Source organism: Pseudarthrobacter polychromogenes (assembly GCF_014644495.1).
Classification (GTDB): Bacteria; Actinomycetota; Actinomycetes; order Actinomycetales; family Micrococcaceae; genus Arthrobacter; species Arthrobacter polychromogenes.
This window is the reverse complement of the sequence record NZ_BMKU01000012.1, coordinates 1-26,134: the sequence shown is the minus strand read 5'-3', so window position 1 is coordinate 26,134 and position 26,134 is coordinate 1. Positions and strand designations below refer to the sequence as shown.

General features: G+C 62.8%; 20 protein-coding genes, 1 tRNA gene and 3 pseudogenes. 10 read left to right on the top strand and 14 right to left on the bottom strand.

Annotated elements, in window-relative coordinates:
- The first annotated feature begins 29 nt into the window (after window positions 1-29).
- From gltB to pyk, 3 genes are all read left to right on the top strand, one after another.
- Window positions 30-4,643 carry a glutamate synthase large subunit gene (gene gltB / locus IEX43_RS16485; protein ID WP_188812728.1) on the top strand — a complete coding sequence of 1,538 codons (4,614 nt, stop codon included), beginning with the start codon at window positions 30-32 and terminating at the stop codon, window positions 4,641-4,643.
- The gene (locus IEX43_RS16480) at window positions 4,636-6,093 is read left to right on the top strand and encodes a glutamate synthase subunit beta (RefSeq protein WP_188812726.1); all 1,458 of its coding nucleotides are present in this window, start codon (window positions 4,636-4,638) and stop codon (window positions 6,091-6,093) included. Before gltB ends, IEX43_RS16480 begins: the two co-directional genes overlap by 8 nt.
- A gap of 64 nt (window positions 6,094-6,157) precedes the next feature.
- On the top strand, window positions 6,158-7,648 hold the full coding sequence (pyk, locus tag IEX43_RS16475) for a pyruvate kinase (RefSeq protein WP_188812724.1): 1,491 nt from the start codon (window positions 6,158-6,160) through the stop codon (window positions 7,646-7,648).
- Between the two features lie 105 nt (window positions 7,649-7,753).
- Here the strand turns inward: pyk and IEX43_RS16470 are convergent, their stop codons facing one another.
- The gene (locus IEX43_RS16470; RefSeq protein WP_009358190.1) at window positions 7,754-8,359 is read right to left on the bottom strand and encodes an ANTAR domain-containing response regulator; all 606 of its coding nucleotides are present in this window, start codon (window positions 8,357-8,359) and stop codon (window positions 7,754-7,756) included.
- Between the two features lie 203 nt (window positions 8,360-8,562).
- On the opposite strand from IEX43_RS16470, the gene IEX43_RS16465 reads away from it, so the two are divergent.
- Window positions 8,563-8,644 (top strand) — tRNA-Leu (locus tag IEX43_RS16465).
- Between the two features lie 1,462 nt (window positions 8,645-10,106).
- Here IEX43_RS16465 and IEX43_RS20465 read toward each other — a convergent pair.
- The 10 genes and pseudogenes from IEX43_RS20465 to IEX43_RS16420 form a co-directional block, all read right to left on the bottom strand.
- Window positions 10,107-10,526, bottom strand: a pseudogene (locus IEX43_RS20465) (IS1634 family transposase); the annotation flags it as partial.
- Window positions 10,527-10,719: 193 nt separating this feature from the next.
- Window positions 10,720-11,262 carry a hypothetical protein gene (locus tag IEX43_RS16455; protein ID WP_188812720.1) on the bottom strand — a complete coding sequence of 181 codons (543 nt, stop codon included), beginning with the start codon at window positions 11,260-11,262 and terminating at the stop codon, window positions 10,720-10,722.
- A 458-nt stretch (window positions 11,263-11,720) separates the two neighbouring features.
- A complete protein-coding gene (locus IEX43_RS16450; protein WP_229666508.1) occupies window positions 11,721-12,050 on the bottom strand; it encodes a cupin domain-containing protein in 330 nt (109 codons plus the stop codon).
- An 85-nt stretch (window positions 12,051-12,135) separates the two neighbouring features.
- Window positions 12,136-13,203, bottom strand: coding sequence for a serine hydrolase domain-containing protein (locus IEX43_RS16445; protein WP_229666507.1), 1,068 nt, complete (start codon window positions 13,201-13,203; stop codon window positions 12,136-12,138).
- Window positions 13,204-13,578: 375 nt separating this feature from the next.
- The gene (locus tag IEX43_RS16440) at window positions 13,579-13,812 is read right to left on the bottom strand and encodes a hypothetical protein (RefSeq protein ID WP_156380227.1); all 234 of its coding nucleotides are present in this window, start codon (window positions 13,810-13,812) and stop codon (window positions 13,579-13,581) included.
- A 971-nt stretch (window positions 13,813-14,783) separates the two neighbouring features.
- Window positions 14,784-15,590 carry an AAA family ATPase gene (locus IEX43_RS16435; protein WP_188812850.1) on the bottom strand — a complete coding sequence of 269 codons (807 nt, stop codon included), beginning with the start codon at window positions 15,588-15,590 and terminating at the stop codon, window positions 14,784-14,786.
- Window positions 15,590-16,975, bottom strand: coding sequence for a Mu transposase C-terminal domain-containing protein (locus IEX43_RS16430; RefSeq protein ID WP_188812848.1), 1,386 nt, complete (start codon window positions 16,973-16,975; stop codon window positions 15,590-15,592). The genes IEX43_RS16435 and IEX43_RS16430 overlap by 1 nt, the downstream gene beginning before the upstream one ends.
- 6 nt (window positions 16,976-16,981) lie before the next feature.
- Window positions 16,982-17,578, bottom strand: a complete 597-nt coding sequence (locus tag IEX43_RS16425) for a recombinase family protein (RefSeq protein WP_188812715.1) — start codon at window positions 17,576-17,578, stop codon at window positions 16,982-16,984.
- A gap of 762 nt (window positions 17,579-18,340) precedes the next feature.
- Window positions 18,341-18,501, bottom strand: a pseudogene (locus tag IEX43_RS20345) (IS5/IS1182 family transposase); the annotation flags it as partial.
- A gap of 125 nt (window positions 18,502-18,626) precedes the next feature.
- Entirely contained in the window at window positions 18,627-19,070 is a 444-nt protein-coding gene (locus tag IEX43_RS16420; protein ID WP_188812713.1) for a hypothetical protein, read from the bottom strand.
- Between the two features lie 286 nt (window positions 19,071-19,356).
- Here IEX43_RS16420 and IEX43_RS16415 point away from each other — a divergent pair, with 286 nt between their 5' ends.
- The 6 genes and pseudogenes from IEX43_RS16415 (at window position 19,357) to IEX43_RS16395 (ending at window position 23,306) form a co-directional block, all read left to right on the top strand.
- Entirely contained in the window at window positions 19,357-19,500 is a 144-nt protein-coding gene (locus tag IEX43_RS16415) for a hypothetical protein (RefSeq protein WP_188812711.1), read from the top strand.
- A 371-nt stretch (window positions 19,501-19,871) separates the two neighbouring features.
- Window positions 19,872-20,154 (top strand): annotated as a pseudogene (locus IEX43_RS20340) (IS21 family transposase); the annotation flags it as partial.
- Window positions 20,155-20,344: 190 nt separating this feature from the next.
- Window positions 20,345-20,752, top strand: a complete 408-nt coding sequence (gene mscL / locus IEX43_RS16410; protein ID WP_188812709.1) for a large conductance mechanosensitive channel protein MscL — start codon at window positions 20,345-20,347, stop codon at window positions 20,750-20,752.
- A 197-nt stretch (window positions 20,753-20,949) separates the two neighbouring features.
- Window positions 20,950-21,171, top strand: coding sequence for a hypothetical protein (locus tag IEX43_RS16405; protein ID WP_188812707.1), 222 nt, complete (start codon window positions 20,950-20,952; stop codon window positions 21,169-21,171).
- 983 nt (window positions 21,172-22,154) lie between these two features.
- The gene (locus IEX43_RS16400; protein ID WP_188812705.1) at window positions 22,155-23,150 is read left to right on the top strand and encodes a hypothetical protein; all 996 of its coding nucleotides are present in this window, start codon (window positions 22,155-22,157) and stop codon (window positions 23,148-23,150) included.
- A 9-nt stretch (window positions 23,151-23,159) separates the two neighbouring features.
- The gene (locus tag IEX43_RS16395; RefSeq protein ID WP_188812869.1) at window positions 23,160-23,306 is read left to right on the top strand and encodes a hypothetical protein; all 147 of its coding nucleotides are present in this window, start codon (window positions 23,160-23,162) and stop codon (window positions 23,304-23,306) included.
- Here the strand turns inward: IEX43_RS16395 and IEX43_RS16390 are convergent.
- Genes IEX43_RS16390 through IEX43_RS16380 form a run of 3 tightly spaced genes read right to left on the bottom strand, consistent with a single transcriptional unit; the run spans window position 23,303 to window position 25,982 of the window.
- Complete coding sequence (locus IEX43_RS16390; RefSeq protein ID WP_188812703.1) at window positions 23,303-24,325, bottom strand: ATP-dependent DNA ligase; 1,023 nt, start codon at window positions 24,323-24,325, stop codon at window positions 23,303-23,305. The two genes, IEX43_RS16395 and IEX43_RS16390, sit on opposite strands and share 4 nt — an antisense overlap.
- Before the next feature lie 25 nt (window positions 24,326-24,350).
- Entirely contained in the window at window positions 24,351-24,665 is a 315-nt protein-coding gene (locus tag IEX43_RS16385) for a hypothetical protein (RefSeq protein ID WP_188812701.1), read from the bottom strand.
- Window positions 24,666-24,701: 36 nt separating this feature from the next.
- Window positions 24,702-25,982, bottom strand: a complete 1,281-nt coding sequence (locus IEX43_RS16380; RefSeq protein WP_188812699.1) for a Y-family DNA polymerase — start codon at window positions 25,980-25,982, stop codon at window positions 24,702-24,704.
- Between the last annotated feature and the right edge of the window lie 152 nt (window positions 25,983-26,134).

Below are 26,134 nucleotides of genomic sequence, written 5' to 3'. Positions count from 1 at the left end.
ACGCACGATCAGGAGGAAGGACGTCTCCCATGACCCAAACTCTTCACACTCCCAGCTGGTCAGAACCGGACCAGCCTGAGACTGCCATGTCGCCGTTCAAGCGCTTCGCAGCCCTGCCGGAGGCGGCCGGGCTCTACAACCCGGAGCAGGAGAAGGACGCCTGCGGTCTTGCGATCATCGCCACGCTCCGCGGCGAGCCCGGCTATGACATCGTGGACGCCGCCCTCACTGCCCTGCGCAACCTTGAGCACCGCGGTGCCGTGGGCGCGGACGAGGGCACCGGTGACGGCGCGGGCCTCCTCATGCAGATCCCGGACGAGTTCTTCCGCGCGGTCACGGAGTTCGAACTTCCCGCTCCCGGCCAGTACGTGGCCGGCACCGCCTTCCTTCCCGCCGAACAGCGCGAGGCCGACGCCGCGAAGGCCGGCATCGAGGGCCTGGCAGCCGACGAGGGCCTGACGGTGCTCGGGTGGCGCGAAGTGCCCATCGTCGCGGACCTGGTCGGGGCCATGGCACGCGCCTGCATGCCGTACTTCTCCCAGCCCTTCCTGGGATCCGCCACCGGCGAGGAACTGGACCGCAATGAGCTGGACTCCCGCGCCTGGCGGATCCGCAAGCGCGCCCAGAACAAGTTCGGCGTCTACTTCCCGTCGCTGTCCTCGCGCACCATTGTCTACAAGGGCATGCTCACCACCGCCCAGCTGGAGCCGTTCTACCCGGACCTCTCTGACAAGCGCTTCAAGACCAAGCTGGCAATCGTCCACTCGCGCTTCTCCACCAACACCTTCCCGTCCTGGCCGCTGGCCCAGCCGTTCCGCACCATCGCGCACAACGGCGAAATCAACACGGTCAAGGGAAACCGGAACTGGATGCGCGCCCGCCAGTCGCAGCTGGCCAACCCGCTGCTGGGCGACACCCCGGAAGAGCTGTACCCCATCTGCACCCCGGGTGCCTCGGACTCCGCGTCCTTCGACGAGGTGGCCGAGCTGCTGTGGCTGTCCGGCCGCCCCATCACGCACTCGATCATGATGATGATCCCCGAGGCCTGGGAAAACCACGCCACCATGGATCCGGCCCGGCGCGCGTTCTACGAGTACCACTCCCTGCTGATGGAACCGTGGGACGGCCCCGCAGCCGTCTCGTTCACCGACGGCAGCCTGGTGGGCGCCACCCTGGACCGCAACGGCCTGCGTCCCGGACGTTTCTGGATTACCGAGGACGGCCTGATTGTCTTTGCCTCCGAGGTGGGCGTCATCGACGTCGAAGCCTCCAAGGTGGTCAAGAAGGGCCGTGTGTCCCCGGGCAAGATGTTCCTGGTGGACACCGAGGCCGGCCGCGTCATCGACGATGAAGAGGTCAAGGCCGAGGTCGCCGCCGCCAACCCGTGGGCGGAGTGGGTCAAGGACAACCTGATCGACCTTAACGAGCTCCCCGAGCGCGAGCACGTGGTCCACACGGCCGCGTCGGTGAACATTCGCCAGCGCACCTTCGGCTACACCACCGAGGAACTGAAGATCCTGCTCGGCCCGATGGCCCGCACCGGCGCCGAACCGCTGGGCGCCATGGGCTCCGATACCCCGGTGGCCGTGCTGTCAAAGCGCCCCCGCCTGCTCTTCGACTACTTCGTGCAGTCCTTCGCGCAGGTGACCAACCCGCCGCTGGACGCCATCCGCGAGGAGCTGGTCACCTCCCTGACCTGTGCCATCGGCCCCAACGGCAACCTCCTGGACACCAAGCAGGTCCGCCAGCCGCAGGTCCAGCTGCCGTTCCCGGTGATCAACAACGACCAGCTCGCCAAGATCGCCAACATTGAAAACGCCGACGGCGACAAGGTGGCCATGAAGGTCCGCGGGCTGTACCGCCCCGAGGGCGGCGAGAACGCGCTCCGTGCACGGCTCACCGAGATCTGCGAGCAGGTGTCCGGTGCCATCAACCGCGGCGTCCAGTACGTGGTGCTCTCCGACCGCGACTCCAACGCCCAGTGGGCGCCCATCCCGTCACTGCTGCTGGTCAGCGCCGTGCACCACCACCTGCTGCGCAGCGCCAACCGCACCAAGACTGCCCTGGTGGTGGAAGCCGGGGACGTCCGCGAGACGCACCATGTGGCCGTCCTGATCGGCTACGGCGCCTCCGCCGTCAACCCGTACCTGGCCATGGAATCGGTGGAGCAGTTGATTGCCGCCGGCGACGTCACCGGGGTCACCCCGCAGGACGGCGTGTACAACCTGATCAAGGGCCTCGGCAAGGGCGTCCTGAAGATCATGTCCAAGATGGGCATCTCCACGGTGGCGTCCTACACCGGCGCCCAGACGTTCGAGGCGCTCGGCCTGGGCCAGGAGCTGGTAGACGAGTTCTTCGCCGGCACCCACTCGCAGCTTGGCGGCGTGGGCCTGGACGTCATCGCCGCGGAGGTTTCGGCGCGCCACCAGATGGCCTACCCCGAGGGCGGCATCGAGCAGCCCCACCGCCCGCTGCTGGGCGGCGGCGAGTACCAGTGGCGCCGCGACGGCGAGCCCCACCTGTTCAACCCGGAGACCGTGTTCCGGCTGCAGCACGCAACCCGTGAGCGCCGCTACGACATCTTCAAGGCGTACACCAGGGGAGTGGACGACCAGTCCGAGAACCTGATGACCCTCCGCGGCCTCCTCAAGTTCAAGAACGAGCGCCCGCCCGTTCCGCTCGAGGAAGTGGAGCCCGTCTCCAGCATCGTGAAGCGGTTCTCCACGGGTGCCATGAGCTACGGCTCCATCTCCCAGGAGGCCCACGAGACGCTGGCCATCGCCATGAACCAGTTGGGTGGCAAGTCCAACACCGGCGAAGGCGGCGAGGACGTTGACCGTTTGCTCGACCCCAAGCGCCGCTCGGCCGTCAAGCAGATTGCGTCCGGCCGGTTCGGCGTGACCAGCCTGTACCTGACCAACGCCGACGACATCCAGATCAAGATGGCCCAGGGCGCCAAGCCCGGCGAGGGCGGCCAGCTCATGGCGCAGAAGGTCTACCCATGGGTGGCCCGGACGCGGCACTCGACGCCGGGCGTCGGGCTCATTTCCCCGCCCCCGCACCACGACATCTACTCCATCGAGGACCTCGCGCAGCTGATCTACGATGCCAAGCGCGCCAACCCCTCGGCCCGGGTGCACGTCAAGCTCGTCTCCGAGGTGGGAATCGGCACGGTTGCCGCCGGTGTGACCAAGGCGAAGGCCGACGTCGTACTGGTCTCCGGCCATGACGGCGGAACCGGCGCCTCGCCGCTGAACTCGCTCAAGCACGCTGGTGTTCCGTGGGAGCTCGGCCTCGCCGAGACCCAGCAGACCCTGATGCTCAACGGCCTGCGCGACCGCGTGGTGGTGCAGGTTGACGGCCAGCTCAAGACCGGCCGTGACGTGGTGATCGCAGCGCTGCTCGGCGGCGAGGAATTCGGCTTCGCCACCGCCCCGCTGGTGGTGGAAGGCTGCATCATGATGCGCGTCTGCCACCTGGACACCTGCCCGGTGGGCGTGGCAACGCAGAACCCGGAACTCCGCGCACGCTTCAGCGGCAAGCCCGAATTCGTGGTCAACTTCTTCGAGTTCCTCGCAGAGGAAGTCCGCGAAATCCTGGCCGAGCTCGGCTTCCGCAGCCTGGAGGAGGCAATCGGCCACGCCGAGGTCCTCGACGCCCGGGACGCCGTCAACCACTGGAAGGCCGACGGCCTGGACCTGGACCCGATCCTGCACGGGCTGGAGTTCGACGACGACGCCCCGCTGCGGAACATGACCGGCCAGAACCACGAGCTGGACAAGCACTTCGACCAGCGCCTCATCACCATGTCCACCGAGGCACTCACGGACCGCAGCCCGGTCAAGATTGCCGTGGACGTCATCAACACGGACCGTTCTGTAGGCACCATGCTGGGGCACGTCGTCACCAAGACGTTCGGCACCGATGTCCTGGCCACGGACACCATCGATATCACCCTGAGCGGCACCGCCGGACAGTCCCTGGGCGCGTTCCTGCCCGCGGGCATCACCCTGCGGCTGTTCGGCGACTCCAATGACTATGTGGGCAAGGGCCTCTCCGGCGGCCGCATCATCGTCCGCCCGGACCGGACCAACGTGTTCAAGGCGGAGACCAACGTCATCGCCGGCAACGTGATCGGCTACGGCGCCACGAGCGGCGAGATGTTCCTGCGCGGCCAGGTGGGCGAACGCTTCCTGGTCCGCAACTCAGGCGCCACCGCCGTCGTCGAAGGCATCGGCGACCATGGCTGTGAGTACATGACCGGCGGCCAGACGCTGATCATCGGCCGCACCGGACGCAACTTCGGCGCCGGCATGTCCGGCGGTACCGCCTACGTCCTTGACCTGGACGCTGCCCGCGTCAACAAGGACGCCCTGCAGTCCGGCGAACTCCAGCTCCGCGAGCTGGACGCCGAGGACCGCGACATCGTGCACGGCCTGCTGGTCAAGCACGTTGAAGAAACTGATTCCCAGCTGGCGGCGCGCCTCCTCGAAAACTTCGATGACACCGCCGCCCGCATTACCAAGGTGCTGCCGCGCGACTATGCTGCCGTACTGCAGACCCGTCTCGACGCCATCGAAGAGGGCCTGGACCCCGACGGCGAAGAAGTGTGGTCCCGAATCCTGGAGGTAACCGGTGGCTGATCCACGCGGATTTTTGAAAGTACGCCAGCGTGAAACCCAGCCGCGCCGTCCCGTTCCCGTCCGCATTATGGACTGGAAGGAAGTGTACGAGGCGCAGGAGAAGGGCACCCTGAAGGCCCAGGCCGGCCGCTGCATGGACTGCGGCGTGCCGTTCTGCCACCAGGGCTGCCCGCTGGGCAACCTGATTCCCGAGTGGAACGACCTCACGTGGCGGGACAAGGGTGAGGAAGCCATCGAGCGCCTCCACGCCACGAACAACTTCCCGGAGTTCACCGGCCGTCTCTGCCCGGCACCGTGTGAGGCGTCCTGCGTGTTGGGGATCAACCAGCCTGCGGTCACCATCAAGCAGGTGGAAGTCTCCATCATTGACGAAGCCTGGGACAACGGCTGGGTAGAGCCCCTGCCTCCCGCACGCCTGACCGGCAAGACGGTCGCCGTCGTCGGCTCCGGCCCCGCAGGGCTGGCAGTGGCGCAGCAGCTGACCCGCGTGGGCCACACCGTGGCCGTGTACGAGCGCGACGACAAGATCGGCGGCCTGCTCCGCTACGGCATCCCCGACTTCAAGATGGAAAAGGAGCAGGTGGACCGCCGCGTCGAGCAGATGAAAGCGGAAGGCACCCGCTTCCGTACCGGCGTCGCCGTGGGCACCGACGTGACCTGGGAGCAGCTGCGGCGGCGTTACGACGCTGTTGTTGTCTGCACCGGCGCCACCGTCCCGAGGGACCTGCCCATCCCGGGCCGCGAACTGGACGGCGTGCACTTCGCCATGGACTACCTGGTTCCGGCAAACCGTGCCGTGGCCGGGGAGGCAATCGAGAACCAGATCCACGCCCAGGGCAAGCACGTGGTGATCCTCGGCGGCGGCGACACCGGCGCGGACTGCCTCGGCACCGCACACCGGCACGGTGCCGCCTCGGTGACCACTTTGGCAATCGGCAAGCAGCCGCCGGCGGAGCGCGCCGGCCACCAGCCGTGGCCGACGTTCCCCACGCTGTTCGAGGTTGCCAGCGCCCACGAGGAAGGCGGTGAGCGCACGTACCTTGCCTCCACCGTGGAGTTCGTGGGCGAGGACGGCAAGCTGACGGGCGTCAAGGTTGCCGAGACGGAATTCGTTGACGGCAAGCGCCTGCCCAAGGCCGGCACGGAACGGATCATTCCCGCGGACCTGGTGTTCCTGTCACTCGGCTTCACCGGAGCGGAGCCCGCAGGCATCACCGAGCAGGTCAAGGCGGAGTTCGACGGCCGCGGCAACGTGTCCCGCGACGGCTACTACATGACCAACACCGAGGGCGTCTTCGTGGCCGGTGACGCCGGCCGCGGCCAGTCCCTCATTGTGTGGGCCATCGCCGAAGGGCGCGCCGCCGCCGCAGCCGTGGACAAGTACCTGATGGGCAGCACCATCCTGCCCGCTCCCGTGGCCCCGACGGACCGCGCCATCGCCGTCCTCTAGCGATGCACCGGAGGTTCACCTCCGCGACAACTTAACCAATGCAAGAGACCAATAGGGTAGGTATATGAGACGCGCAAAAATTGTGGCTACGTTCGGCCCGGCCATCGCCAGCTACGAAAACACACTCGCGGTACTGGAAGCCGGTGTTGACGTTGCCCGCATGAACATGAGCCACGGCGACTACTCCGTGCACGACAACACCTACGAGAACGTCCGCAAGGCAGCGGCGGACCTGGGCAAGGCCGTGGCCATCATGGCTGACCTGCAGGGTCCCAAAATCCGCCTGGGCCGCTTCGTTGACGGCCCGCACGAACTCGCCGTTGGCGACACGTTCACCATCACCACCGAAGACGTTCCCGGCACCAAGGACATCTGCTCCACCACGCTGAAGAGCCTCACCGATGACGTCAACGTGGGCGACGCCCTGCTGATCGACGACGGCAAGGTGGCCCTGCGTGCCACGGCTGTTGACGACGTCAAGGTGGTCGCCGAGGTGACCGTGGGCGGCATGGTGTCCAACAACAAGGGCATCAACCTTCCCGGCGTAGCCGTCAACGTGCCCGCCCTGAGCGAAAAGGATGAGGACGACCTCCGCTGGGCCATGCGCCGCGGCGTTGACCTGGTGGCACTTTCCTTCGTCCGGGACGCGTCGGACATTGTCCGCGTGCACGAGATCATGGACGAGGAAGGCCGCCGCGTGCCGGTCATCGCCAAGATCGAGAAGCCCCAGGCCGTGGAGCAGCTGTCCGAGATCATCGATGCGTTTGACGCCATCATGGTGGCCCGTGGCGACCTGGGCGTTGAGCTTCCCCTGGAGGAAGTGCCGATCGTCCAGAAGCGTGCCATCGAGCTGGCCCGCCGCTGGGCCAAGCCGGTCATCGTGGCAACCCAGGTCCTGGAATCCATGATCGACAACCCGCGCCCCACCCGTGCAGAAGCCTCCGACTGCGCCAACGCCGTCCTCGACGGTGCAGACGCTGTAATGCTCTCCGGCGAGACCAGCGTGGGCAAGTACCCCATCGAGACCGTCAAGGTCATGGCCCGGATCATCGAGTCCACCGAGGTCCACGGCCTTGAGCGCGTCCCCCCGCTGGGTACCAAGCCCAAGACCCGTGGCGGCGCCATCACGCGTGCCGCCGTCGAAATTGCCGACCAGCTGGACGCAAAGTACATCTGTGCTTTCACCCAGTCCGGCGACTCCGCACGCCGCCTGTCCCGCCTGCGCCCCATCAAGCCGGTCTTCGCTTTCACTCCGGTGGAGCAGGTCTGGAACCAGCTGGCACTGACCTGGGGCATCCAGCCGGTGCTGGTCCAGATGGTGGACCACACCGATGAGATGACCGCGCAGGTTGACCGCAGCCTCATGGAGATGGGCCTGGTGGACGACGGCGACCTGGTGGTTATTGCCGCCGGTTCGCCTCCCGGAAAGGCCGGCTCCACCAACTCGCTGAAGGTGCACAAGGTGGGCGACCTCGCCGACTCCACCCGCGTTGGCGAAGCAACCAGCAACAAGGAAAAGCTCGGCCCCTGGCCGGAAAAGAAGAAGAAGGCCTAGGCTTTCGGATTACGTGAAAGGACCCCTGCCGGCCGGCAGGGGTCCTTTTACGTTGTGGTCCGCTGGTTGGGCCTGCCGGATTTTGGCAGACCCGACCGTGCGGACCTAGTTGACCTGGTTGATGATGGTCTCGGCGACTTCTCGCATGCTCAGGCGGCGGTCCATGGAGGTCTTCTGGATCCAGCGGAAGGCTTCCGGTTCCGTGAGGCCCATCTTGGTGGTGAGCAGGCTCTTGGCGCGTTCCACGAGCTTGCGGGTGGCGAACTGCTCCTGGAGGTCGGAGACTTCGCTTTCCAGTGCTTTGATTTCCTCGTGGCGGGAAAGTGCGATCTCCAGGGCCGGGATGAGGTCTGCGGGGGTGAACGGCTTCACCACGTACGCCATGGCACCGGCGTCGCGGGCACGCTCCACGAGTTCCTTCTGGCTGAATGCGGTCAGCAGCACCACGGGGGCGATGCGGGCCTTGACGATCTTCTCGGCTGCGGAAATGCCGTCCATAACGGGCATCTTGACGTCCATCAGGACGAGGTCCGGCTTCAGTTCCTCGGCCAGCTGGACGGCCTTCTCACCGTTGTCCGCCTCGCCCACAACGTCGTAGCCTTCGCCGCGAAGGATTTCGATGATGTCGAGGCGGATGAGGGTTTCATCCTCGGCCACAATGACGCGGCGCGCCGGCTGGGACGTGGGCTTTGACTCCGTCTGTTCAGTCACGGGATCTCCTTGGAAAGGTACGGCGGGGACATCACTATCTTAGGTGCGCCCGGTCCTGTACATGATCTGCATGGTCGGTTGCGGCGTCGGCGGCGCGATTCTGGAATTCAGCCTATCTGGCTGTAGAGTAATTCCGCGTACGTGAAGCGATCGCGTTGCTCACAATCAGCTGTGGGCGTACCGGTTTGCTTTGCGTATTCCGCGCCCGAGTGGCGGAATTGGCAGACGCGCCGCACTCAAAATGCGGTATCGAAAGGTGTGTGGGTTCGAGTCCCACCTCGGGCACGGCATATCCCCTCATCAGAGGGGTTTTTGCTTTAACGTGTTGACATGGCTTGTGCTGGCGTCCCTCTGACGCTAGATTTGCGGGCTGTGGCCTGGCTGCCGCTGAGCCTATTCAGGTGTGTGGGGTGGCGGGTTCAAGTCCCTGGCTGGTGGGCCTTCCGCCTGCTGTGGTGGGGCTGAGCGCTTCCTCGTTTCGTTTCTGTCGGGTTGGGCGTGGTTGTCCAACACCTATTCATGGTCCAAGGTTGCGGTGACGACATGACATTGCCGACTTTGGCTGCGAAGTACGTTTCAAAGGGCTCCTCTTCGCCGATGCCGGAGCCGTATGAGCTCGGTTTGTCCTGCCAAAGGGGGTGTGGACACTGTCCACACTTACGTCTGCTTTGTTTGATCGCCGGGCGGAAAAATGACGTAGCGAATTTAGGGGTTGCTGGCGGTGCCTGGTGTCCTGACAGCGCAGGAAAGCCGCCTAGCAGCCTGGCAAAAGGACCAAACAGCGAAGCCGGCTCGTGCGGTTCAAGTGCGCGGGGGAGGAGCGCTCCATGACGGACGGACAAGAGTGGACCGATAACTGGCACCTTGAGTGTTTGAACGGAGGGCAGTTACTCCCGGTGCTGCCGCCCTCTAACCTGGCACTTCGCCGTGCTGCTCCGCCGGCTGGTCCGCTCTGATACTCGACGACCTGATATGGACCAAATGAAGAACAGGCTCAACCATATGTGTTCCAGTTCTAACGCTCTGGAACATCCCCGTTCTGGAACATTTCATAGATGGGTCGCAAGGTTTTCTCCCCTCTGCGGCATCGAAGCAGGCCGGCCGTGTCATTGTTCCAACCAGGTCGTGCAGGGCGATGTATCAGGGTGCGCCGGGGCATCAAAGGTCACTTTCCCTTTAGTGAGATAGTCCCAAGTGAGACACGTTGTTGAGACGCCATCGTTCTCTTGAACCGCTGCGAAGCACGGGGCTTTCAAACGGCTGACTGTGGATTTTGCCGATAAATGGCGGCATTTTGTGATCGCTCTTTGTCGCACCACTGCGCGCCGGCCGTCTTGAATCTCTAGGGATTTGAGGCGCAGAGGTTTCGAGACACATCGCGTGAGAGTAGAGCATGGTTTCAGCTGCCCCGTAAGGGACCCTTCCCCGGAAACCACCAACTCTTCTGGGGCGCAGGAACCATGTCTTGTTGCTTCACGACATTGGCGTCGATGACAGGTGCGTGCACAACCGCCGTCACCTTGGAACTTAGAATGTCACCCGAGAGCAATATCTTTTAGCGGACGCGCCACAGCGGCTCTGCAACCAACGAATGCTGCTCCACTTGAGTTGGGTCATTTGCTTAGTGCGTGAGTTCTGGTCCGTGGATGGCGTCGAGGACGGTCTGCTGAGGCGCTGGGATGTCGGGGGCGAAGGTCTGGGTGGTGCCGTTGATGGCGATGGTCGCCGAGCGCAGGGGCCGGAGCTGTTTGACGACGTTGGCGATCGCGAGCCCGTCCCGGACGGCCTCGTCGCCGAGCCCGTCGAACCCCAGCTGGGTGAAGACGTCCGCCAGCGCGGCAAAGAGCGCACGGGAGTCAGTGCCGACCACCCGGCCCGGGCCCGTGCGTGCGGCCGGGGCCGCCGCAGCGAGGGGCCCGAACAGGCCCGCATCCCCGGCCAGGCCGACCAGCCCCTTCACCGGCAGCGCCGGCTCCACCCCCAGATCCAGGACGCCCTGGGCCGGGTCCGCCAGCAGCTCACGGGCGCGCTCGAGCAGCACTCCGAGCTCGGCATCGGTATGCGCCGAGCCGACGTGCTCCACGATCCTCTGCCGGCCTTGGACGTACTCGGCGATCTGCACCGCCGTCGCCCCCGATGCCGTCCGGACCCGCCTGATGAACGCCACAGAGCGACCCTAGAGCACCCCCGTTAGTGCGTGAAACCGCCCACTTCAACGGGCATCACCGCACGTCAGAAGGCACTCACCGACGCGAACCGCCACCGCGTGAGCCAAGTCAGGACGCCGACCCAGAAGTTCACGATTGTCAGCCCGGCTTGGATGTTGGGTTTCCTCCGGGGCCACCACGCCGGTCTAGTGCTCAGTCCTTGTCGTTCTCCAAGAAGTTGCTCACGTAGGTATCCGCGTCCATGCCGAGGACCGTGGCTTGCTCGCGATGTTGCCAATTCAGTTCGCTGTGGTCTCCGTACCACTCGTGCTGCATCCGCCGACGAGACTTGAACTGGAAGTCGTCGTGGTCGGAGTCGCGAGTCCGCTCCAGTCTGTTCGCGTATCCAATGCTCTTGAGGTACTCGTCGACCGCACGTAGCGCGTCCTTTTTCGCCCTGCCTGCCGCAAACTCCGACTGACAATTGAATGTGACGCTCAGAAGGCACCCGAGCGTGAACGCGGTATACATCGCAGCGCCCATGATGAAGGTCGTTCCGTACATCGCGCCACCCACCGTCGCAGCGACGACGATGCCGATGATCCAGATGATGACGTAGACCAGGCGGGCGACCCAGAGACGGCGGGCGGCGACGGGGGCCATTGGCGCGTTCGAGGCCTCAACCATCTTCACGAGTTCGGCCGAGTCCGCAATCCTCTTCAGGCGCCTGTACTCAGCCAGTTCTGACCGACGCAACAGGCTCGTGTCGACTTCCGCTCGCTTTGGCAAATGTTCCCCCATTCGATCGGCCGACGACCGGCCGGTCTCTCCGACTGATCGCCGGTGGCACCATTCTTTGCTATGCGCGGCGTCATGGACAAGTTGGACCGCACAGGTTCTCGATGGGCACCGACATTTTCCGTACGGCCTCCTGGGCGGCGGCACTTGCCCAACGGTCACTCCCCCTCGGACACTCGGTGTCTGCTGTTTCATCTATGGATCCTTTACTGAGCCAGACGTAAGCAGTCCTGGCTCGGGATTGTGAATCGCAGCGATAAATGGCGGCGTTTTCGCTGCGATAAATGTCACCCCGGCCGCCCGTCAGCCGAACCTTCTACAGGAAACAGTCAAGCTGGGGCTTAGGCGAAACAGAAGGATCTCTCCAGGGCCGGCGTACGGATTGCCTTTGGCAGGCCTGTCCTTGGCTAAGCACCTTAAGGCCAGTCCACGAGTCGGCTGAGTGATTGTAATTGCGACGTCTGGCGAGCGATCTTTAGCGGTCGGTCTTGACCAACCGTGAACAGCGCCGTCGAGTCCTCTTCCGCTTCCAGGCTGTGCAGCCCGTCCGGCACGATCAGGAGATCCCCGGCCTCGCCCGGGCTCTGGTGCTCGCTGAGCTCCGTGCCGGCACGGAAAGCCATGACAGTCTGGCGCAGCTTCTTCTCATGCCCGCCGAAAGCCGTATCGGCTGCCCGCCCGCTGGGTGCCACAACAGCGGCAGCGATCTGCTGACGGGCCAAAGCCTCAATCGACATCTCTTGCATGACGCAACCGTACCCACGATTGCGGGCATTGCCGAGGGCCGTTCATCCGCCGTATCAGCCCATAGCTAATGCCTGCGTCACCGCATTAGCAGCTGAGGTCGAGTGCCGTCCGCGCGGCCCTGTACAGCGCGTCCGGTCCGAGAGGATTATCGGGATTGTATGCCGAGGGGTCCCACGATTCCGGCGGGTACGTGATGGCAATGGCCACCTGGCGCTTGCCGTCCGCGCTGGTGATCACCGTGGTCCGGTACCCGGCCCAGTCGCCGTCGTGCCCGTAGTAAAAGCCACCGCAGACGTCCTTCCATCGCAGCAGGCCCATTCCGTAGAAGCCGAAAGGAGCCAGCTGCATCTGCTGGATGGTGGCCGGTTTCAGGAGCCGGCCCTCCATGAGCGAGGCGTAGAACGTGTTCAGGTCGCCGACAGTCGAGACTACGCCGCCCGCGGGGTTGCCTACGATTGCACCTAAATAGGCTGAGTCCAGCCGTTCGCCGTCAACCTCGACTTGGCCGTGGATCATGGTCGACGGAGGCGGACCGGTGCCTGTCAGATGCGTGTCCTTCATTCCCAGTGGTTCAAAGACATCGTTTCGCAGGATCTCGGCCACTGGCCGGCCGTGAAGGCGCTCCAGCATGAGGCCGAGCACGAGGTAGTTCGAGTTTGAGTAGTCCGCGCCGCTGCCGGGCGTCCGCACCCATGGCATTGCTTTTGACAAGGCCAGGCTCTCACCCAGCGACAACTTCTGCGTCAACGCCTGGCGGATGGGCCGGGAGCTGAACAGTTCCTCCTCGTAGCTGGGGATTCCACTTTCGTGCCGGAGGAGATGAGCCACCGTGACGGCGCCCCGGGGATTCACCAGGCTGTCGAATTCGGGGAGGTGCTTCGTTACCGGATCCTGCAGCTGAACGTGGCCTTCCTCCACCAGTTTGAGGACCGAGACGGCCACCATGGACTTGGTGACGCTGGCGATGTGCGTGGAATTCGAGGCTTCAGCCGGCGCCGGGCTGCCCAGACTGCGGACCCCACCGGCATGTGACCAGACGTCGCCGTTGATCCGCGTCTCGATCAGGACGGCCGGAGCCCCGAGGTCCAGCATCCGCCTGCTGAAATCCTCAAGGCCGGCCCTGTACTTCTCGGCGGACTGGGTGGTCTGCACAGGCGCCTCCGGGGCCGCGGTGCATCCGGTCAGCACTATAGCCATGATGGCAGCCGGAACCAGGAAGCGCAGGAGCGGCGGGAGGAATTTCCGTGAATGGGGTCTCGTGGGCTCCGACATGTCAGCACGTCCCTTGTGGGTCGGGAGGCGCAGGGAGCACGGACGGGCAGGCTGCGCCGATACCGCCCATGTTCCTCAACCCCTCCCGTGGCGTCAAGGCAACGGCGGCACCGCCGTAAACGCAGTCCTCAGCCGTGCGTGACTGCAGAACCCAGCAGCCCAAACAGCGTTCCGGCCGCCAGGGCAATAGGGGCGCGCCTCCGCGTGCGATACAGCCAGCGCACTGCGAATACAGCCAAGGCGAGAATGAGCCCGCTAACTACGCTCATCTCTGCGAATCCCGAGACCGTAATCGGGGAAGCTGCTGCCAATTTTCTTCATCTCGTTTACGGATGCGTCGGACACCAGGTCTCCGCGGAAGAGGGCCCCGAAAAAGGTGTTGACGTCGGACATGGTTGAGACGGCACCACCGAATGGTGCTCCCATATCGACTTCAGCCTGCGTGACGTCGAGGCGTTCGCCTCGCAAGGTGATGTAGTTGCGGACCATTTCGGATGCCCCTCGGAGGTCTTCATCGATGGAAGTCCGCCTCAGTTGAAGAGGATTGATCACGTCCACCATTTCTTCAGCGCCCAGCCGTTAGTGGCGCCACGACCACTCTCACCCTTACCGCAGCGCAGGCAACGCTTATACAGGCCTCCATCTTCAGTATGTTCAATGTGCCAATGGTGGTGGATACCAAATTTGCACAGCAGGGCCTGGATCATGGCCAACTCCGATCTGAACCGCAGCGCTCGATGACTCCAATGATGGCCTTCACACCACCGCAATAGAAGGGGAATCAGTAGGGCCAAGCACTGCTACCGGCGCGCTCGTAACCAGTTCGCGAACGACTTAACCGAGGGTGCACCCGGAGGGCAGGCGTGTTGCCGCAGTGTCCGTACAAGGATCGCTTTACCCCCTTCTTGGCCCTGGTAGTCAGGAAGCACGGCCACGTCCTGGATGTAGAAGTACTTCACGCCGTCACCTTCAACCGCCCGGGGCATTCATGTACTTGCGGGGGCGGCTGGACTCACCCTCCTGCCGTCGGCCCTATCCAGGCACTGTAGTTGCCTCCTGTTCCTCCGCCGCCGCTATCGTCATCCTTGCCACATCGGCGACAGCGTTTATACACGCCGCCGTCTTCGGCATGTTCGATGTGCCAATCGTGCCGGATGTTCAGCTTGCACAGCAGGGCCTGGATCATGGCAGCCTCCGATTCAAATCGCAGCGCTCTGTACCTTCAACTATGGCCTTCGCCCCCTCGCTGGGGAACTGGCGGTTTGTCAGGCTAGGGCATGACGCAGCCCGACGCGTGCTCCTGATTGATTGACATTTGCCAGCAATATGGGCGCGTGCTGTCAGCTGGAAAGGTCAGGAGGATGGCATTTCAAAAACGGTCGTTCGTGAGACTGCCCTGAAGGCTGATCTCAACGTGGACTTGTCCGATAGGTGGCTTCGTTCTGTTTTGCTCTGTGTCGCTAGTTCCCGATAACGAGGATGCTTGCTGCTGCTTCCACGACGTCGTCGGTGATGGTTTCGAGCTGGTTGATCTTGAGGACGCGGGTGATCTGGGGGAATAGCCGTTCGAGGAGACGAAAGTTGCCTCGGGTTATGCGCTCTACTGCGGCAATTGCCTGGGCATCGGTGAAGTCATCCGGGTCGAGGGTCCGGCCGAGCCGTTTCCAATGTCGGTCCAGAACAAAGAGGAGCTCGTCTCTGCCAAGGGCGCGGTATCGGTGGGAGAAGCCAAGACGGCTGTAAAGCTGGGGATAGTGCCGGAATCGTTGGTCTATGCCAGGCATACCGATGAGGATCATCGGCAGGTGGGTTCGGTCGTGGTTGTCACGGAGGAGCTCAAGGGCTGTCGCGTTGAGGCGTTCGGCTTCGTCGATGATGAGCAGCTCAACTAGCTCGGTGACTCTGTTCATTGAGCGTGGTGCGGCATCGAGTTTGTGCAGGTGTTCGTCGATGCACGAGCCGATTCTTACCTGGTATCGGTGTATGTCATCCATGAGGTTTTTAGGACGGCAGAGTACGTCTGGGGTGTAGAAAACAGTGCGGGAGCGGTTGGCGAGGGTGTAGTGCTTTTCGTCCTGGTCGCCGCGTGGTCCCCATTCGGTGATGTAAGGCTCCAGGTCATCCCAGTTGGCGTAGCGACGCGCGGAGAGTGTTTTACCCACTCCGGCATCTCCGTGGCAGATCCCTATTGTTCGTTCTTTTCGGACTGCATTGGCGAACTCGGTGAAGCGTCGGTGTTCTTTGGTGACGATGAAGGTGGTGTTCATCATTCGTCCTCTTCGTAGGTGCGAAGTCGGCGCCGGCGCCGTACTGGTTCACTGGCGTGCGGTTCTTCACGGCTGGTGATTGTTGGAATGCGGTCGTTGATGGTGCGGCGCAGTTCTTTCCGGCGCGCTCTGCGTGCAGCCTCGATGTCCCGCAGACTCAGACGAAGGTTGGGGTGGTCTTCATCGACTGCGACGCAAACGAAGGTCTCGTGGTCGTAGACGCGGATCTCGGAGATGTCCCTGGGGTCGTAGCGGATGGTGACGGTTTGCCCCACGAAGGGCGCCAGCGTGGGTGAGAGGTAGCGCTGGCCTTGAAAGTGGATGCCGTCGCGTTGCACAGTTCGGTTCTTTGGAACTGTCAGGAGGAGTCCGTCGAGGTCCTCCAGACTTTCGGGCATCCGGGGAAGCCAGCCGTCAGCGACCCAAGCATCCCGTGGTGAGATACCGATCTCACTGTGGGGCCGGTCGTTGTAGACGGCGACGAAGCCTCCGATGGCGCGATCCAGTCCGGGCAGATCGAGTGCGGGCTGAGGTTTTCTGTTCCCCGGCCCCAGATGTCCGGGGAGGGTGGGAAGAACTTCGGTGTTGATGGTCCCGAAGAACCGCTCGATTTTTCCCCGGCCCTGCGGCCGGGCGATGGTCGAGTGGATGATGCGGATGTGAAGCTCGATGGCAGTGTGTTCAAGACGGCGGCTCGTGAAGTCAGAGCCGTGGTCCACGTGCAGGATGTCGGGCAGTCCGCACATTGCCCAGCTGGGATCACTCTTGCGCCAGATGGCCTGCCGGAGGGCGAGGGCTGTGTTGAGCGCGGAGGGCGCACCGGTAAAGACGGTGTAGCCGCAGAGCGCCCGGGAGTAATCGTCCATCACTGTCGTCAGCCAGGGCCGGTCGGGTTTGCCGTTGGCGCCGTTGATGAGGATGTCGAGTTGGGTGTGGTCCGCTTGCCAGATTTGGTTTGGGCGGTCGGCGCGGCGGCGAAGGACAAGTTCATGCCGGTCCCGGTAGGATGCGGGACCTTCGAGAGCCAGGGTCACCAGGGCGGGGTCCAGTGCCTGGACGATCTTGCGGACGACGGAGTAACTCGGCGCCTGGGCGCCTCGTCTGCACGCTTCGGCCGCCGTAAGTCGGTGCAACGTTGCGATACTCGGGCGCGGTCTGGTCAGCGCGAGTCCCTCGATAAACCTAACCATTCCTGGCTCTGTGCGACGTATGCCGGCATCGGCGCGCGGATGCAGGTCAAGAGCACTCCCGCCACCAGTTCGGTAGAGCCGGAGCCAGCGCTGAAGAGTGCGGGTGCTGATTCCGGTTTCGCGGGCGAGGGCGGCAAGCGGGATCTGGTCCTCGACGTAGAGTCGAAGGACTTTCCAGCGCTCATCGCCGTTCAGGATTACCTACTTTCTGGTGCTCTCGCGGGCGGCGAGGGCTTGCTGGTGGCGGTAGAGAGTGGCCCGGCTCCATCCAACGAGACGGGCGGCGTCTTCCGCGGTGCGTCCCTTCGCCCGGGCGTCCTGCGCGATCGCCAGCTTGTCCGCAATGACAACCGGATCCGTCGGCGGGCGGCCAAAGCGTGTTCCGTTCTGTCTGGCGGCGGCGATGCCGGCATTGACCCGCTCGACGATCAGCTCGCGCTCATATTCGGCCAAGGTGGCGAGCATGTTCAGCATCAACCGACCCGTCGAGGTCGCCGGGTCGATACCGTCTGAGATGGAACGGACCTGGACGCCGCGTTCGCGCAGCAGGTTCACGGTATTCAGCACGTCGATCAATGACCGGCCCAGCCGATCGACCCGCCACACAACGACGGTGTCGCCCTCCTGGGCGTACTCGAGGAGCCTCTTCATCCCGGGCCGTTCGATCGCCGTCTTACTTCCCGAGGTTACGTCGGCAAAGACGTCGCGCTTTTGCACGCCGACGGAGAGCAGAGCGTCGAGCTGCAGCTGGGCATCCTGGTTCGAAGTACTCACCCGCGTGTAGCCCAATTGCCTCATCAGGCCATTCTGACTCAAAAAGTCCGTCACGAGGCTATGCTGAGACGATTTACGGTGAGACGGGTTTCCGGGACATCGGCTAGCCGGTTTTCTCAGTCCGCAGCTGGCTCCTCCCAACGCCCCGATCAGTGTCTTGAAAAGCTTTTGTTTTTCAAGACACAGGGTGCGGCGTGCATCTGTTCGCCTCATTTGCCTAGTCATAATGGGCGGCGGTTCCTCGAAGGAGGAGCTGACTCCTGTCAGCTTGTGTGCTGACGGCCGACACCGCAGCGAGTTGCATGAACAGTGACACCCACACTGACAGCCAAACTCAGGACCAGTGCCAAGAAACCGGCACTGACGGCAACAAGGTAACTCGCCGGATCAGGTACGGAATCGACTACCGGCTCCATGTAGAACCAGATGGTTTGCCCGGTACTGATCCCGAGGAGTGCAATCAGGCCCGTCAAGACCCACGCGGCGATTGCCAAAAAGACCATTTTTCCCCCAACTATGAGCGGTGGGAAGCCCGCTATGTCCCGATCCTAGCCTTCGTGCGTGGAGTGGGTTGGAAGGTGTTCCGAGCATAAAAAGGGAATCTCGAGAGAAGGAACTGTGGCTTACCTGGCACAGCGCCGGCAGCTACCGCAAGTACACGGCTTGTATGACCGAATGGGCACAAGACCTCATCATTGAACCCGAGCAGGTAGAACAGCTGATCTTCAGGGGCAACTGACCGCGGTGCGGATTTAGCCCCCGTCCTTACACAGCGTTCGTTTGGGAGGACGTATCGGCGATCTTCTCGTACATGCCCCGAGCACGAGGACCTGGACAAGCTTGTCGAACACGACCCGGTCCGACACCCGGGGCCGGTGGCACCCCAAAGGATGGGTGTCGATCACGGGCGGAATCAGGGCCTCGAATTGGGCCCAGAGGGGATTCATGACGGGTGATAGGACGACAGGCACAAGCTTCCCGAGGCAACACTGGTTCTAGACAAACACGTGTTTATCAAGGCTTGTGCCTGCGCCGTTAAATCCAGCACGCCCTCACCTACCGGCGGAACCTCTTAGGGCTTGACGCCGGAGTTTAGGTGGTTCTCATAGTCTTGACCGGCCGCGCGCATGTCTTCTTCGGTCACAAACCCCCGGTCGGCGAGAAGGACGGGGCGATATGATTTTGCTCCGTTAGTGCAGCGCACGTCGTCGTGCCAATTCTCGTTCATGGTCGGGTCGTAGAAACATGACCACCCCTTGCCGAAGACTTTCTCCCGCGACTCTTGTACCGCCTCTTCGATCTCCTGGTCGGTGGGCTCTTTGTCCTCATCAACATACTGAACGGGACGCTGAGAGGTGCGGGTCTGTCGATCTCCGTTAGACGCCCCAGTCAGGTCGGGCTGGCCGAAGAGCAACCATGCGCCAAAGCCGAGCACCGCTGCGCCGCTGATCCAAGCGAGGACGCCGGTGCCGAAGTCGGCCCACGCCCCGCTACGGTCCTTAGGTTTCGTCGTCATTTCCCCCCTTTGGATTAGCGTAGCGCTCGGCGCGGACTGGTTGGCAAGAGGCGTGCACGTCCCGAAGATCCGTTACGCCTGCATTCCGCCCTGGATCACCAGACGCCAGAGGAATATGAGCAGACATATTATGATCTACAAACCGGCCCGTTACCCGACGACGCCGCCAACAAACAGGCGGCATGATTCCCGGGACGGTTCAGTGCTCGACCCTTCAGAGATAACCAATCCGATGCCTTTTCGCTTGAGGATCATTCAGCATAGGGGGTTGCAGTAGCCTCGATCCATGGAGATAAAGATTCAAGACGGCTCGACGTACACACTCATTAAGCGAACCAACGTGACAGCCGGGCAACAGGCGTACCGCTGGGTGGGCGACAACGGCCAGGAAATTGAGTTGACCGAAGAAGAGGCTGCTGAACTCTTGTAGGTTCCTCGAAGCGTTACTCACACCAAATAGCGAGGCAGGACAACGTGCATGTCCTGCCACACGTTCACCCAACAAGGGCCTAAGCCATTCCCAGGGGCGGCAACTGGCAAGGACTCCATAGCGCCAGCGTTGTCGCGGCACGAGCGCTCCCACTCCTGCTTCTGCAGACCCGCCACATCGCTAAGTCGTTTGCCTACGCGCAGTCTTGGGACACGGAGCGACCAAAAAGCGCCCCAGAGCGACCAACTCCACATCGAATTTAGTTGACGACCATGTCGTCCGGTCTTGATAGTGGATTGCTTTTCAAGACACTGGCAACGCGCTTGGCTTCATGCGGTCTGTTGATGCTGAGTACGAACGTCTCAATCTGGATGGAGTCGAGAGTGGAGTTGTTCGCGCGGATCCGAATCGCCCGGGTTGAGGGCCTGTCAGTCCGTGGGTTGGCGGTCCGGTACGGGGTTCACAGGCGAACGGTGAGGCCGGCATTGGATTCAGCTGCCCCTCCGGAACGTAAACAGAGACAAGGTCTGTCCTGGAGGCTGGAGCCGTTCAAGGGCGCGATCTACGCGATGCTGATCGAGGATACGACGGCGGCCGCGGAAGCAGCGTCATACCGCACGCAGGATCCTGGCCCGGCTCATCGAAGAGCACGGTGTGCAGAATGGCCCAGGGCATCGCGCGTAAAAGTTCGGAACAGGTGAACATCCTCGCTGCAGGAACCCAAGGTCCCCGCAGAGGTGAATCCGACCTCATGCCACGGGCGCCGGCAGGCATTGGGTAACTCCTCTCGAAACTTTCCCCAAAAGTATCCGATACGGCATCCGCGTGGGGTAGCTTGATCGCTATGTTGACCGGATTCAAGAATTTCATCATGAAGGGCAACGTCGTAGACCTTGCCGTCGCCGTCGTGATTGGTGCCGCCTTCGGTGCCGTAGTCACGGCCCTAGTCCAAAGCGTTCTCATGCCGTTCATCGCGGCCTTGGTCGGATCTCCGAACTTCGATAGCTTCGCCGTCGTGACCCTCAACGGAAACGACATCAAATTCGGTGTCCTGCTCACGGCAATTGTTAACTTCGTGCTCGTGGCGGCAGCCATTTACTTCGTCATCGTCGTGCCCATGAACCACATGATCGAGCGCCGCAACCGGCGCCTCGGCATCAACCCGGACGTCAAGGAAGAAGCGGCCGAAGACCCCCAGATTGCCCTGCTCACGGAAATCCGGGATTCCCTACAGCAACACCGCAAGCCCTAATCAAGTCGGCGGACCCAAACCCCACCAAAAATCCGCTGTCAGGGCTGAACCGCCACCCAGTGGCTTCAGTATGTTTACGTTCCACAGACCGACGCTGCGATAGCCTGTCTCTCAGCGGCGCAAGGGATAAATCCCGGCGTTCGTGCAGCCGCAGGCTGGCTGTGCCTGTTTTCCGTCATCGATGAAAGGACATGAAAGTGGCTGTTTCGATTGAATTGGGCAAGGCCTTGGATAAGGCCTACGAGAACTCGACTCTGGACGAGGTCCTGTCGGCCCCGCCCTCGGCTCTTGCCGGCCTGACCGAAAAGCAGGCTGAACTGCTTGCCGGTATGGGAATCAAAACCATCCGCGATCTGGGAAGCAACAAATACTTCGCTACGGCAGGTGTACTGGTCGCACTCTCCGGCAAGGTCGGATAGTCGGTCTGGACTGTTAGCGCGTCTCACTGAAAAGGTCCGGCCCGGCGCACGCCAGGTCGGACCTTTTCCATTCCAGAATGGATTTCTCCCACTCAAGAGATCTGACATGCTAGCAACGACGGCGCCCCGACTCCATACCCCCGGCCGGCATCTGCTGTTCCCTCGCGGGATACAGGAACACCCTTACCCAACCGGTGCGAAAAGCCCGGAGGTGCCGTTATACCGCAAGACAGCCGCGCCGACCCGCATCTGAACCCTTACAACGCCGGCCTCCGACGCCCCAGACGACCCCGCCCACGAGGCCTACACACCGTCCCGCGAGCTCGCAGCCATTCGGGCGTCCGCTTCGCGGCCGACTGTTTGAGTGCAGGGCGTGCCGTCGCAGAGTTCCGGACCCCCTGAACCTTCCTAGGAGGGCCGTGTGCGTGGGGCTGCGACGCCATTAGTGGGTAGTTGAGGGTTTCAGGGTAGGTGCTTTTGTAACTGCTGCCTGGTTTGCTCGGCACATTGGTTGAGTCGTTGCAGGTGGGTTGTGGCGAGCTGCGGGAGAGCGGTGTCAGGGTCATTGTGGCCTGCAGCTGCGCGTAGGGCCTGTTCCAGGTGCGAGGCCAAGCTTGCGAGTCCTTCAGCGCCGATCATTTGGCTGGATGAGCGAATACTGAGCACTGCATACATGGCGCCCTCGGAGTCCGCGCTTAGCAGGGTCAGGCGCAGCCTTGCTGACGTCGTAGAAGCAGCAGCAAGCATCCTCGTCATCGGCAACTAGCGACAGAGAGCGAACATAAAAAGCCGCCACCTAACGCCAACATCCACACGGCTGACAGGTCGGTTCCCCTGTCTAGATAAAGGATCCTTTGACTGGACTGCTCATCAGCGGTCGCAAGCGCTCAATGCTGCCATAGCCACGGCGTCATGATTTACAGCCTGGTACGAACGATGCCGCTATCTTTAAACCTCCGCCGATTCGCCCGAAAGGCTTGACGATGACCTACTGGCAGACCACTCCGTCCACGTACACCGACCGCCTTGAGGAGTTGGCCCAGACGCTATCGGCTTGCCGCGATGCCTTCCACGAAACCGCCAGCGAGTTTGGGTGGGAACCGGCAGCAGGATCGGGGGCTGCTCAAGCGGCGACGTCCCTGCCATCGCCTGATCCGGCAATCGATAAGCCGACTGCCGAAACTGGCCACCGCCTCATCACTGAGGCCATCCAGATTTTTCTCTTCAACAGCGCGGCGCATTTGGGTAGTTGGGCTGCTCTACTGAGGGCGGCAGAGGTGGTTGCCACTCCACCATTGCTTCTGCGCGCCGTAATCGAGAATTGCGCACACGCGGTGTGGGTGACGGGCGACGATCCCACGGAGGCTCCGGAAGAGCGTCTTGCTCGTGCCTACCTCGAGGAGTTGAAGAGCGCCGAGGAAGCCAAGATGAACTCAGGCCGTCTAAGCGGTAAGAGCGACCCCACTTACACGCGCACGGCGAACGCCTACAAAAAGGTCAAGGCGGACATTGCCGCCCGCTTCCCTGACTCGACTCCTGAGGAGCTGGGCAAGTACAGGCTTCACGGTCAGGCGCTGCCGGGCCTTGAAGCCTCGGTCAAGTGGATGTACGAACTCACCGCGCGTTTCGGTGGCAATATCGATGCGACTATCGCCTCGGGTCTATATGGGCTGCTGTCGAACCTCACCCACCCGACGCTCTACACGGTGAGAGAGATGCGCGTCTGGACTAAGGACGAAAAGAAAGGCGACCACGTCGCGAACGTTAGCGTGACTATCGAGTCAGTTGAAAAGGACGTTCGTGCAGCGCTGGCGGCCTTCTACAACGCTATGACCTACGTGACTAGTTACTACGGTTGGCCCGAGACGGCACTGAGGACTCTTGAGAGCAAGATCGAGGCGGTGATCCCAGACTTCTTCAATGCCCCACTCGAAGTCGGGCCAGAGCTTGTCGAGGCCGCCGAACCTGAAGCCAAATAGACTCATGCGGTGATACTCACCGGCACTATTAGCAACCTGGACGGCAGCTACAACCACATTGAGGCCGAAGACGATACGTATGAAGAAGCACGAGAAAACCTCTACGCGCTTCTGGAAGAGGGCCAAAACCTTCTAGTGATCCGCACGGATCGCTAACCCGGGTGAAGCGCGTCAGGCAGGGTGACATCGGCAGGGGACAGCTCCGGCCTGGCGCGGAGAAGCCGCAAGGGGTGCCGGAAGGATCTTCCTGACCATGCAATGTCGGCGGAGACCTCCACAACCATGGGTTCAACGAGCGTCAGTGTCACGGCTTCCTTATCCCGGTTGAACCTGTCCAAAGCGGTACCTTTCACGCTGGTTGGCCAGGGATGTTCACCCACAGGCGGGTGCAGCCACCGTGCGAGTTCCCGGCTGTCCCTCGCCTTTAGGGGCGTGGACCGTCCCACGATCCGCAGCTTCCCATTCAGGATGAGGCCGGCAACGACTTCTCCGGGTTGGCTAATGGGGCCGATCACTGCCCCGCAGATGATGTCTACGGTTTCTCTGTGTTTAAGCTTCAGCCAGGTACGGGCCCCTGGCGTGTAGGGCTGATTCAGATCCTTGATGACCAGCCCTTCGATCCCCGTTGGTGGCAGGTCTTCGAACCACTGTGTCGCCACGTCCAGGTCCGTGGTGGTGGGCGAGAGGGACAGTGGGGGATTCCAGCCGTTGGCGAGTTCTTCCAGGAGCGCCCGCCGCTGGCTCAAAGGCAGGGCCCGGGCATCGTGCCCGGCAACGGCCAGAACGTCGAACGCCACGTAATTGGCAGGCGCCGCTGCTACCAAGCCGGGCAGGGTCTTTGCTCCGGCATTCAGGCGTTGCTGCAGGGCGGTGAAGTTCAGCCGGCCCTGGTTCCAGATCACGGCTTCGCCGTCGATCACGCATCCTTGGGGTACGGCCGTAACGATCGCGGCGCAAAGTTCAGGGAAGTACTTCGACAGTTCCTTCCCTTGCCGGGACCACAGCGTGGCCCCTCGGTCATCACGAACCGCAACACACCTGTACCCGTCCCACTTGGGTTCAAACAGCAGGTCCCCGTGCGATGCGCCACCACGAGGCATCTTGTCCACGGCGCGAGCCAGAGCGACTTTTACCGGCGGTGCAAGCCCCGCCGGCAACCCGGCCGTGATTCCCATGACCCTACGCTACGCAGGAGCTGGCTCAGATGTCAGTGATGGCCTCCAGCACCCACTGCTCCGCGAGGGGTTCGCGGCGCAGTTCAAAGGTCCGCAGCTGCGTGTCCGAGCCGCCGAGGCGAACCTGGACGCGCCAGTGTTCGATATCGACGACGTTCCCGACGCCTACGGGGACGCTGCGGCGGGTCTCCCACCATGAGTCCCTGGTGAACCAGTGGACAGGTTCTTCGGTGACAGCCCAAATGCGGCCGTCGTAGCGGACGGCCAGGGGAGTGCCGGCCTTGGTGAAACGGACGTCCACCGGGGCATTGAGGGTAGGGGCTTCCGGGGTGATGGTCATGAGTTTGGTGTCTTCCTAAGTGGTGCAGAGGGCTGGTCAGGCGGCTTTGACGAGGGGGAGTTCGTCCCAATGGGTGGTGTATCTGGGAGAGAGCATGTCTCGTTTCATGGTCCAGTCCGGCCCGCCGCGGATCCCGCCGTGGCCCAGGCCGATGGACCCGCGGCCGTACCGGCGGGTGACGTCCTCCAGCAGGGTTCCGATGTGCCGTTCCTCGTGGGGGTTCTCGAACAGTGACAGCGGTGCCTGGTTTCCGCTGGGGCGCAGGTCGGTGACCATGATCCCGGCCCTGGCGTACCGGACGCCTTCGACAATCCTGGGCAGCAGGGCGTGCCCGGCCTTGGTCAGGATCACCGGGTCAGCGGTCGGCATCGGCAACGGCACGCACACCGACGGGTAAGAGGTGTCTTTGGGGTTGAAGTGCGAGGTTCCGGCGAACGCGGTCAGGACCTTGGCCTGCAGCCCGTGTTTGGCCAGCCGCGCCGAGGCCTGCTGCCCGTACACGCTCATGACCTGCCGGATCCCCGCGGCGGTGGTGATGGGTTTGGCGAACGAGCGGGAAAAGATCAGCTGGTCCCGCCCGATCCGTTCCTCTTCCATAGGGATACAGGGGGTTCCCTGCAGCTCCAGGACCGTACGCATCATCACGACATTGAACTTGTCCCGAATCGCGACCGGATCGGCCCGGACCAAGTCAGCGATGGTGAAGATGCCCATCACGTTCAGCCGTCTGGTCAGCCGCCCGGCGATGCCCCACACCTCCTCTACCGACAGCCGGCCCAGCAGTGCCTCCCGCTCCGCTGCGGGGACGGAGTCCCAGTGGCACACCCCGGCAAAGGCCTTGTTGTTCTTCGCCCACTTATTGGCCAGCTTTGCCAGCGTCTTCGTCGGCGCGATCCCGACGCAGACCGGCACGCCGACGTTCCGGCGGACGGCCGCTTTCATCGACCGGCCCATTGCTAAAAGCTCTGCAGGGGAGCCTTTGACGCCGAGGAAGGCCTCGTCGATGCTGTAGACCTCCAGCCAGGCCGAGTAGCGGCCCAGCAACTCCATCACCCGGGAGCTAATATCGCCATACAATTCGTAGTTGCTGGAAAGTGCGATCAGGCCCCATTCCTTCGCCCGCGGGGCGAGCTTGAACCAGGGATCGCCCATGCCGATGCCCAGGGCTTTTGCCTCGGGGGAGCGGGTGACAGCGCAGCCGTCGTTGTTGGACAGCACGATGACGGGCTTGCCTTCCAAGGAAGGGTTAAACGCCCGCTCGGCAGAGGCGTAGAAGCAGTTCACGTCTACGTGGGCGATCTGCGGCATGTGCCGCATCAAGGCCGGCTTATGCCGGTAATGCGCGTTTTTGATGCCCGCGCTTTTCCCTCCTCGTGAGCTGGTAGGGGGCACTTCGCCTAGCACAGATTGACCCATCGAGATGCTCATGACACGCCCTTTGTCGAATATATGTTCGATACCTAATGCTA